The sequence below is a fragment of the Psychrobacter sp. CCUG 69069 genome (assembly GCF_021023115.1).
Classification (GTDB): Bacteria; Pseudomonadota; Gammaproteobacteria; order Pseudomonadales; family Moraxellaceae; genus Psychrobacter; species Psychrobacter namhaensis.
Map to the genome: position 1 here is coordinate 51905 of NZ_QQAI01000015.1, position 9593 is coordinate 61497.

The 9593-nt window shown below is 41.7% G+C and carries 8 protein-coding genes and 3 pseudogenes; 2 read left to right on the forward strand and 9 right to left on the reverse strand.

Going from position 1 to position 9593, the window contains the following annotated elements; all coding sequences use genetic code 11:
- Positions 1 to 26: 26 nt before the first annotated feature.
- Both DVY93_RS10025 and DVY93_RS10030 read right to left on the reverse strand, forming a co-directional pair.
- Positions 27 to 878, reverse strand: a complete 852-nt coding sequence (locus DVY93_RS10025; protein WP_101204880.1) for a thymidylate synthase — start codon at positions 876 to 878, stop codon at positions 27 to 29.
- A 549-nt stretch (positions 879 to 1427) separates the two neighbouring features.
- Positions 1428 to 2258, reverse strand: a complete 831-nt coding sequence (locus DVY93_RS10030; RefSeq protein WP_087814222.1) for a cation transporter — start codon at positions 2256 to 2258, stop codon at positions 1428 to 1430.
- A 76-nt stretch (positions 2259 to 2334) separates the two neighbouring features.
- On the opposite strand from DVY93_RS10030, the pseudogene DVY93_RS10035 reads away from it, so the two are divergent.
- Both DVY93_RS10035 and DVY93_RS10040 read left to right on the forward strand, forming a co-directional pair.
- A pseudogene (locus tag DVY93_RS10035) lies at positions 2335 to 2409 on the forward strand (IS1 family transposase); the annotation flags it as partial.
- 267 nt (positions 2410 to 2676) lie between these two features.
- Positions 2677 to 3267, forward strand: a complete 591-nt coding sequence (locus tag DVY93_RS10040) for a recombinase family protein (RefSeq protein WP_189586930.1) — start codon at positions 2677 to 2679, stop codon at positions 3265 to 3267.
- Between the two features lie 136 nt (positions 3268 to 3403).
- Here the strand turns inward: DVY93_RS10040 and DVY93_RS10045 are convergent.
- From DVY93_RS10045 to DVY93_RS10075, 7 genes and pseudogenes are all read right to left on the reverse strand, one after another.
- A pseudogene (locus DVY93_RS10045) lies at positions 3404 to 3499 on the reverse strand (putative quinol monooxygenase); the annotation flags it as partial.
- A 188-nt stretch (positions 3500 to 3687) separates the two neighbouring features.
- A complete protein-coding gene (locus DVY93_RS10050; protein ID WP_036599449.1) occupies positions 3688 to 4977 on the reverse strand; it encodes a hypothetical protein in 1290 nt (429 codons plus the stop codon).
- Between the two features lie 167 nt (positions 4978 to 5144).
- Positions 5145 to 6014, reverse strand: coding sequence for a twin-arginine translocase subunit TatC (gene tatC / locus DVY93_RS10055; protein ID WP_230710603.1), 870 nt, complete (start codon positions 6012 to 6014; stop codon positions 5145 to 5147).
- Positions 6011 to 6397, reverse strand: a complete 387-nt coding sequence (tatB, locus tag DVY93_RS10060; protein ID WP_036599454.1) for a Sec-independent protein translocase protein TatB — start codon at positions 6395 to 6397, stop codon at positions 6011 to 6013. Before tatB ends, tatC begins: the two co-directional genes overlap by 4 nt.
- 55 nt (positions 6398 to 6452) lie before the next feature.
- Positions 6453 to 6737 (reverse strand): Sec-independent protein translocase subunit TatA, encoded by a 285-nt coding sequence (gene tatA / locus DVY93_RS10065; protein WP_011959992.1) that lies wholly within the window; start codon positions 6735 to 6737, stop codon positions 6453 to 6455.
- A gap of 80 nt (positions 6738 to 6817) precedes the next feature.
- Positions 6818 to 9427 (reverse strand): copper-transporting P-type ATPase, encoded by a 2610-nt coding sequence (locus tag DVY93_RS10070; protein WP_165596717.1) that lies wholly within the window; start codon positions 9425 to 9427, stop codon positions 6818 to 6820.
- Between the two features lie 48 nt (positions 9428 to 9475).
- Positions 9476 to 9593: pseudogene (locus DVY93_RS10075) on the reverse strand (IS982 family transposase); the annotation flags it as partial.

Consider the following 9593-nt stretch of genomic DNA (forward strand, 5'->3'; position numbering starts at 1 on the left):
TTCTTAACTTTTAATTTATATTTGTATCAAACTGAGAATGGATACGCGATAGACTCATGATACTGATACCCTTCCACTTCAAAATCGTCCAATGTTACCCATGTCTCAATATCTTCGAGAGACTTAATTTCAGGGTTAATGTGAAGTTTAGGGGCTGGATACGGTTCGCGTTTTAATTGCACATCACGCATTAACTCTAATTGGTCTTCATATATATGTGCATTTACAATCTTGTGATAAGCTTTTCCAGCCTCATGCCCCGTAATTTGAGCCATTAAAGCCAATAAAGTAAAAACCTGGACTTGATTGAAATTTTGACCTAATGGCACATCACAGGAACGTTGTGATGAAGTCAAATAAAGCTTGCCACCTAACAACGAAAATGTATGAGTATGCATACAAGGACGTAAACATCCCATATGAAACTCACCTGGATTATAGAAAGTTAGGATTTCACCTCGATCATCAATACCGTTCCGCAAGTTATCATAAATCTTACGAAGCTGGTCAAACTCCTCTCCTACTGAATTACGCCACCTGCGGCCCTGTACACCATATACTCGGCCCATATCATCCTCACCTTTACGATAAGGATTAGCTAACCAAGCTTCATTTTCATTGGCATTAGCGTTCCATGTATTACATCCAATAGCTCGAAACTGAGCTGCGCTATCATAACCACGTAGATACCCTAATAATTCTGCGATAGCTGCTTTCCAATAACTCTTTCGAGTAGTTACTAAGGGAAACTCATTAGCTCCTACATTGTAGTTTAAATCAGCATTAATAACGGTTAAGCAGCGTTTTCCAGTCCGTTCATTCTCGACCCATACACCCTCATCAACTATACGTTGACATAAATCTAGATATTGTTTCATTCAATAACCTTAATTGGACTGTATACTTTTCTCGTGAGGTAATTTCTTATTGCCCGTGATCACAACACATTTTACCTCATGATTTCATTGAGCATTATAAAGTTTCAAGGCTCAATTGTACAAACCTGTTCGTAACAACTAATTGTCTTAATAACTTATCAACAGGCTATGCCCCAATGGATCCAATGAAACCGAATCATTCTATCTAAAACCATTTACCATAATGTACCTTTATGCGCAGAATGCGCGGTTCCCTAGTGAGGACTTGAAGAGACCATCCCAGATTCTGTGTAACTGACGTTTAGATTAAATACTTACACAAAATTTAGGAAGGTCTCCCAGATTCTTATCAAAGACTTCATCATCTATTATTCGCCAAACGGCAACTTGCTGATGGTCTTTGGTGGTGACTAGATTTAAAGTTTGTTCAATCATTGCTTGAGGTCTCATATCCTTATGATGTTTATTTGCTTCAAACCCAGTTACTTTACACTTAGCGGTTTAATTAAGCTACTTACTTGAGCTATTTGCTTCAGTTATTAGGCTTGGCTACTTACTCAACTTCAATATTCTAAAGGCGCCCTGAATAACTAAAGCAAATACGATGCTACCAATAATCAAATCAGGCGTACTAGAGTGTAACCAATTAACCAAAATCCCTGCAACAATTACCCCTAAATTGATAATCACATCGTTTGAAGTGAAAATCATACTGGCTTGCATATGGGCTTCTTCTTTGCTTTTCGATTTTTGTAGTAAATAGAGGCAAATCGAGTTTGCAATTAGCGCAAGAATCGATATGACTATCATGGTAGAAAAGTCAGGTAACTGCTCATTGCCAAAGAAACGTCTTAGTACTTCTAAAAAACCAAGAATCGCTAGCGTAATTTGAAAATATCCGGCAATTCTAGCAATCCGTTTTTTCTTAATGACCGTTCCACCGACCGCAAATAAGCTAATTCCGTACACGAAGCTATCTGCTAACATATCTAAGCTGTCGGCGACCAACCCCATCGAACGAGAAATCAGTCCCGTGCTCATTTCAATAATAAAGAAAGCAAAGTTAATGACCAGCACTATCCATAGTAGCTTTCTTTGCTCAGCATCTTTTTTGTGACTAGAATCAGCATCAATTTTAAAATTATTGTTGGGATCAGAGGGGTCAATGGTTTCGGTCGAGAGTAGGGTGTCTCCTAATTTTAGGTCATGAATAGCAGTCTCTATCCCTTCTATATTGTCATGATGAAACACAGTTAATTGACGGTTAGGAATGTCGAACTCAAGATGTTCAATATTCGAGTGGCCCTCTAATTTCATTCGGATTAGGTTTTCCTCCGAAGGGCAGTCCATCTTCGATATTTTAAAAGTTGTTTTATTCATAGCTACATTTATATCCGGGTGGTGGTTCAAAAAGTAGGCTGGAAAAAAACAGGCTGAGAAATTGATAAATAGTGAAATGCAAATGACACTATACATCAAATGCCCAGCCTGTCTAAGTGACAATATAAAGAAAAATGGTTTCAAAAGCTATACCTTAGCGGAACCAGTTATTTCACCCTTCAAACATATTAACAGACTACTTAAAGCAGACTGTTAGCATGGAACCATCTATAACAGACTTTTGAATTATAAGACTGGCTGCTGTGCTTTTTTCCTATCATTAGCCTATACCTAAAACGTAAATCCTCTAAACGATAATTTATCTATCAGTAGACTTGTTTCTAATATTAAATGATAGTAATATCTGTCTATTATCAATGAACATTAATTATTAAGTCTAAGTGATAGGGGTGGCGTTATGACTGTTCGTATTTATGTGAGAGCCAGTACTAAGGATCAAGACGCTAAGAGAGCCTTGTCTGACTTGATTAGCTTTAGCCAAAGCTATGATGATAAGCATGTTGAGTACGTTGAGCATTTCAGTGGTACGAAGCTTGATAGACCAGTACTCACTCTGTTACTCAATGACGCTGAGGAAGGCGATATTCTGTTGGTCGAAAGTGTGGATAGATTAAGCAGGCTATCTCAAGATGATTTTGCAATTCTAAAGCAGCGCATCAAAGACAAGGGCTTGCGATTGGTGGTGGCTGATCTACCAACTACGCATACGGTAAGTAAAGGCATGACAGGTGAGATCCTAACAGTGATTAACCATATGCTGATCGACTTATTAGCAACGATGGCAAAGCTTGATAACGATAAGCGTAGAGAGCGTATTAAGCAGGGGTTGGCGAACAGTGGTTATAAGCCCACTGGTAAGAAGCCTAATACAACGAAACACAATCGTATTAAAGAATTAGCCAGTCAAAACAATATGACAAAAGAGGAGATCGCTAAGGCGGTTGGTGTTGGGGTAGCTACGGTTTATCGGGTGTTAAAGCAGGGCTAGACGACACTATGTCGGAGGGTCTCCAAACCCGGTACGGTTCACTCAAAAAATAGGAGCTTAGAGCTCCCATTTTTATGTTAGCTTTCTAAGTCTCTATGTTAATTTGAAGAATACTTCATCATAACTCCGAATACAGCTATATTTTTTTGATTTCTACAATATCATTTGATTCAATTAGCGATTGGATATTACCAAATAAACTTTGAATATAATCAGACGCTATATGGATATCTGGTGGTGTTCTAAAAAGTATGCTGGCGATAGAAGTCAATAAGAAATCTATGCTAAGTTCTCTGATTCTATAGGGCTTTCAAGGCTTCAAAAATTGTTCAAGTTTTAATCAGCATACTTTTTGACACACCACCAATTAGTTAACCGGACTTATAACAGCCTAATGCCATCTAAATAAGACCTAGACGATCACACCTGAAAGACAGGCGCGAATCCACCGCCTGGCGTACGGAAGTTAGTCACCTGACCTTGATACACACGCGCAGCAGGTAGTAACAGTTTTCCGCCATACGTATAAAGACGTATATCTACCTTTCTTGTTGTTACGATGTCATCAATTTTGAGTGATCTCTCTCCTGCAGGGACAAAGGTCTGTGCGATATAATCTTCATCCAGAATGTTTTCGAAGACGCGTCGAGTCAGTTTGCTACCGCGATAAACGCCTTTGCTTCCATGACCAGCAACTGGCTTAAAAAACAGTTGCCGCCGAGTAAGCCACAACTCTGCTGCATCGTCTCTTGATACAATCTTAGTCCTCGGTACAGACCTTTCGAGGCACTCCACTGCAGCCTCATCCAGACCCCAAGAGCGCAATATTTGGGAGTCTGATAGCAATGTCAGGTTTTGCTTATTGGCCAACATAGCATGTACGCGGGGATTGGGTGTCACTACCACAGCACCCTCTAAATAAGCCTGCTTAAGCAATACATGGTCAGGGTCCTCAAATGCAAAGTCGACAAGCCGATTGTAAATCATATCGATTTTCTGGCCATGAGCTGTTAACGTACCGTCGATATACTCGAGTTCAGAGGGATCAAGTATCACAGTATCAATACCTCTAGCTTGGAGCAGTTGACAGGCTAACTCAAACTCTAAGAACATGAACTGACTCTCGGGGTCATTGTCCACAATGGCTATCCGATTGGGCATAGCAACAGCGGACTGTCGCTGCCACTCCTGTTTGAACATGTCAAACACTGCTTCCTCGAACCTATCTAGCATTTGATTGGTTGCAGCGCTTTGCTCTGAGGGGTTGCAACAGCGTTTTTGTGCGCGAGCGAGCAACACATTCAGAAATGCGCCACCGGCATTAGTATTGACCTCGATGAGCTGAGGTCCATCGCTACCCAAGTGAAAGTCATAACCCATGAGGGCCCCTATTGGGCCTGGGTCGAAAGCAGCTATTTCTGGTGCCCACGACAGCACTTGCTCTTGATACAATGGCAGTTCGGCAGCTGACTCGATAGCCCTGACGATTCGCTCCATCGCCTCTATCTCTGTTTTGGGAACGAACACGGGTGTTGCTGAAAAAAGCTTATTAAGCTCGTTCGCTCCTATTGGATTGTTTCTAGTTTCTACCAATTGATCTTGAAGGCTTGTATTAAGCGCTTTACGATCAAGGGTAATGCAGTAGCACTCTTGGTTAAGTCGATTTGCAAGACCGTCATTTTTTTCGTTGTTATTAGTTGGGTGTTCCATTTAGAGTCCGTCGCTAAGTAGAGTATTCACGCTGACATACTCTAGTAAAAAGTAAAAAGTAAAAAGTAAAAAGTAAAAAGTAAAAAGTAAAAAGTAAAAAGTAAAAAGTAAAAAGTAAAAAGTAAAAAGTAAAAAGTAAAAAAGGTTCTTGGCGTGTTTAAGTAGTGCTAGCTACTTTCTAATGTTTCATTCCCTGAGACTAAATCATTATTTCGTTCATTTTTAATTAATATCTTTGCTAAGAGTAAACCCAGCTCAAATAATAGCCACATAGGAATCGCCAACAACAGCATTGATACACCATCAGGCGGTGTCACTACCGCGGCGATCCCAAAACAGCCGACTATGATATAACGACGCTTATCTTCTAAAATTTGAGTAGAAACGATTCCGGCCATTATCAGCAATAAGGTAACCACTGGAATCTCAAAAGTCAGTCCAAACACCATAAATAGCTTGAGGGCAAAGCTCAGATAACTGTCAATATCGGTCATTGGTATAACGTTCTGCGGAGCGAACATAATAAAAAATTTCAATACCCCTTTGAGTACGACAAAGTAGGAAAAAGCAACACCAGCATAAAATAGAAATATCGAAGATAGCAGTACAGGAATGGCAATTTTCTTCTCTTTTTTATATAAGCCGGAAGCTACAAATGACCAAATTTGATACAGGATATAAGGCATTGCTAAAAATGCGGCGACGAATATCGTTAAGCGAATGGGTGCCATAAAGTTTGACGTTATATCAGTGGCAATCATGATCGAATTGATGGGTAACTGCGCCACTAATGGGTCTGATAAAAGATTATAAAGCTCGCGTGAAAATCCTACCAATACTAAGAATATAATTAAGACGACCACGCATATTCTTATTAAGTGCGTACGCAGCTCGATTAAATGTCCGGTAATAGGCATATCGCCAAGCGTACCTAACGTATCTCCAGACTCACTATTCTGTGTTGTATCTGTTGGCGCCTCAAACTCTATATCTGTTATTTTTTCTTGTCGACTTTTTTGCCGTTTAAATAGGCTCACTGATCCGCCTCCTGTTTAATGAACGAGGAGGTAGTATTCTGTTGATGGTCTTTATCATAAGGGGTGATTGACTGATGTGAAGCGTCTAGGCTTTGGTTCTGTGACTGCTCAAACTTTTGCATACTGCCACGCATTTCTGCTAATTCGCGCTTCATATCCGACTCGGTCTGACGGATTTTCGCAAGTTCATTTTGCATTTGTTGACGTGTTTCAGCTAGATCAAGCTCAGCTTCTATTTCAGATTGTAGAGTGGATACTGTACGGCGCAGTTTGGCATACCATTGCCCAGCGGTACGTGCGGCTTGCGGCAGTTTTTCTGGGCCCAATACGATTAAAGCAATGACGCCAAACAAGAGTAATTCGGAAAACCCAATATCAAACATAACAGTCACATATATTAATAGACTACTTAGTGCCGCTATTTATAAGCGGCGCGCTTCATACTTTAGGCTGGTCATCAGTGGAAATAGGGCTGATTTCCATATCATCAGCCTGATTACCTACACGCGTATTTAAATCATTACTTGCAGCTGGCGTACTATTTTCATGGCTAAGCACATGATTTTTGCGAGCATTCTCGGGTTCTTCATCTTTGACCGCTTCTTTAAAACCCTTCACCGCACCGCCTAAATCTTTACCTGCATTTTTAAGCTTGGCAGTACCAAATACGACCACCACTACGACCAATAAAATCAGCCAATGTGTAATAGAAAAGCTGCCCATAACGGTATCCTTATATTTTGTGATCTTGTTTAGACCAGTATGTGTCAGTGTGCTTTAGAACACTTTTTACCGTACCAGAATTATAGTTTCAAACGGCGCAATCGCAGCGCGTTAGCAATCACCGAGAATGACGACAAGCTCATCGCTGCCGCTGCTATCATCGGACTGAGCAGAAGCCCAAATATGGGATAGAGCACACCTGCGGCAATAGGAACACCAAGTGCATTGTAGATAAAGGCAAAAAACAGATTCTGTCTGATATTGCGCATGGTGGCGTGGCTAAGCTTATAAGCTTTGGCAATGCCCATTAAATCACCTTTTAGCAGGGTAATGCCCGCACTCTCCATCGCCACATCGGTACCGGTTCCCATAGCGATACCAACATTAGCTTGCGCTAGCGCTGGTGCGTCGTTGATACCATCACCCGCCATAGCGACCAATTTACCGCTGTCTTGCATTTCTTTGACGATACGGTTTTTATCCTCTGGTGAAACATCCGCATGAACTTCATCAATACCTAGTTTATTGGCGACTGCCTGCGCGGTTTTTTCGTTGTCACCGGTTAGCATCACAACTTTTAAACCTGCGTCATGAAGCAGTGAAATAGCCTCTTTAGTGCTTGGTTTAATAGGGTCAGCAACTGAAATAATACCAGCAGCTTTACCGTCTATAGCCACAAACATTACCGTTTCACCGTCTTTTCTACGGACATCAGCTTTAGTGGACAGCTCATTATCAAAACTATTTAGGCTTTCCATAAGCTTAGAGTTACCAATAGCGACTTTCTTACCATCGACCACGGCTTGTACGCCTTCGCCAGTAGTCGAATTAAAGTCAGTAGCTTTAGGAATAATGAGTGATCTTTCTTGAGCTGCTCTAACGATAGCTTCTGCTAAAGGATGCTCGCTAGCGCTTTCTACTGAGGCTACCAATGCGAGGAACTCGTCTTCATCTTGACCTACCTGCGCATCAATTGCGGTAAGCTCGGGCTTACCAGCGGTCAGTGTTCCGGTCTTGTCGACGACAATGGTATCGACTTTTTCCATACTCTCTAACGCTTCAGCATTTTTGATGAGGACGCCGTTTTGCGCGCCTTTGCCGGTACCAACCATAATGGACATCGGCGTCGCTAGACCAAGGGCACAAGGACAAGCAATAATCAGTACCGCAATCGCGTTAACCAAGGCATAGGCCATAGCGGGCTCAGGGCCGAATATCGCCCAGACAATAAAGGTTATGATAGAGGTGACAATAACAATAGGTACGAACCAACCCGCCACTTGATCTACCAATTTCTGTATAGGTGCGCGGCTACGCTGGGCTTCAGCAACCATTTGTACAATTTTAGATAATACTGAATCTGCTCCAACATTGACCGCTTCGACTAATAGCGTTCCGGTGCCATTTACCGTACCACCAGTCACTGTATCTCCTGCTACTTTTGATACAGGGATTGGCTCACCCGTCACCATTGATTCATCAACATTACTATTACCATCGATCACTGTACCATCTACGGGTAGTTTCTCACCTGGTTTAACCCGTAGCTTATCGCCAGTGACGACCTCATCAAGCGAGACTTCGACTTCTTCACCGTTTTCATCGACACGTCTTGCGGTTGGTGGTGCGAGCTCAAGCAAAGCTCTAATCGCACCTGAAGTTTGACTTCTAGCTTTGAGCTCTAATACTTGACCCAGTAGCACCAAGGTCACAATGACCGCTGCCGCTTCATAGTAGACTCCGACTTGACCAGAGGCATCTCTGAAACTGTCTGGGAAAATATCGGGAAAAAAGGTCGCGACAATACTAAAAATATAAGCAGCGCCTACGCCTATCGCAATCAAGGTAAACATATTTAGATTGCGGCTTTTTATAGACTGCCAGCCACGGACGAAAAACGGGGCGGCGCCCCAAAGCACTACAGGGGTCGCGAGCACTAACTCAGCCCATTGTAAAACCTGTGAAGGTATACCATACTGACTAAAGTCAACTCCAAACATACCGCTCATCACATATATTAATAGCGGTACAGTCAACACGGTACATATCCAAAAACGACGAGTCATGTCGTCAAGCTCTGAGGTGTCCTCTTCACCGATAGTAAGCGTTTCGGGCTCAAGCGCCATACCACATATCGGACAACCGCTATTTCTAACGTCTCTCACTTCAGGATGCATAGGACAGGTATATACCGTGCCATCGTAATCAGCAGGTACTTTATCGTATTTACCGCCTTTAACAGATTTTACTCCGCTACTATCAGTATCCTTTCCATGACAGCTAGCGTGACTATCATCTTTAGCAACTTCGTCTTCAGGTTTAAGAAACATGCCACATATTGGGCAGTCACTTTTTTCAACATCTCTTACTTCTGGATGCATAGGACAAATATAGACCGTACCGCTATAATTTTCCGGTATCTTGTCGTACTTATTGCCTTCGACAGAATTTACCTCATTACTATTATTAGCATCCGCTCCATGACAATGCGCATGACTATCTTCATGGTTGTTGGATTCAGCAACCTCGTCTTCAGGTTTAAGAAACATGCCGCATATCGGACAATCGCTCTTTTCAGTATCTCTAACCTCAGGATGCATCGGGCAGATATAAACCGTACCACTATAATTTTCTGGTACTTTATCGTACTGACCACCTTTGATAGATTTTTCATCGGCAATATGTTTCATAAAACCACTCCTTGAAGACAATAAATATTTATAATAAGTACCCCACTCTCAACTTGAAATAAGCAATTCAAACTGAAGAGGCGGGTTACCAAGTTTTTTGTTGAGTACAAAGCACAGATTGTGTGAAAGAATCTTACGAATCAATCGATGAGACAAATGCCATAAA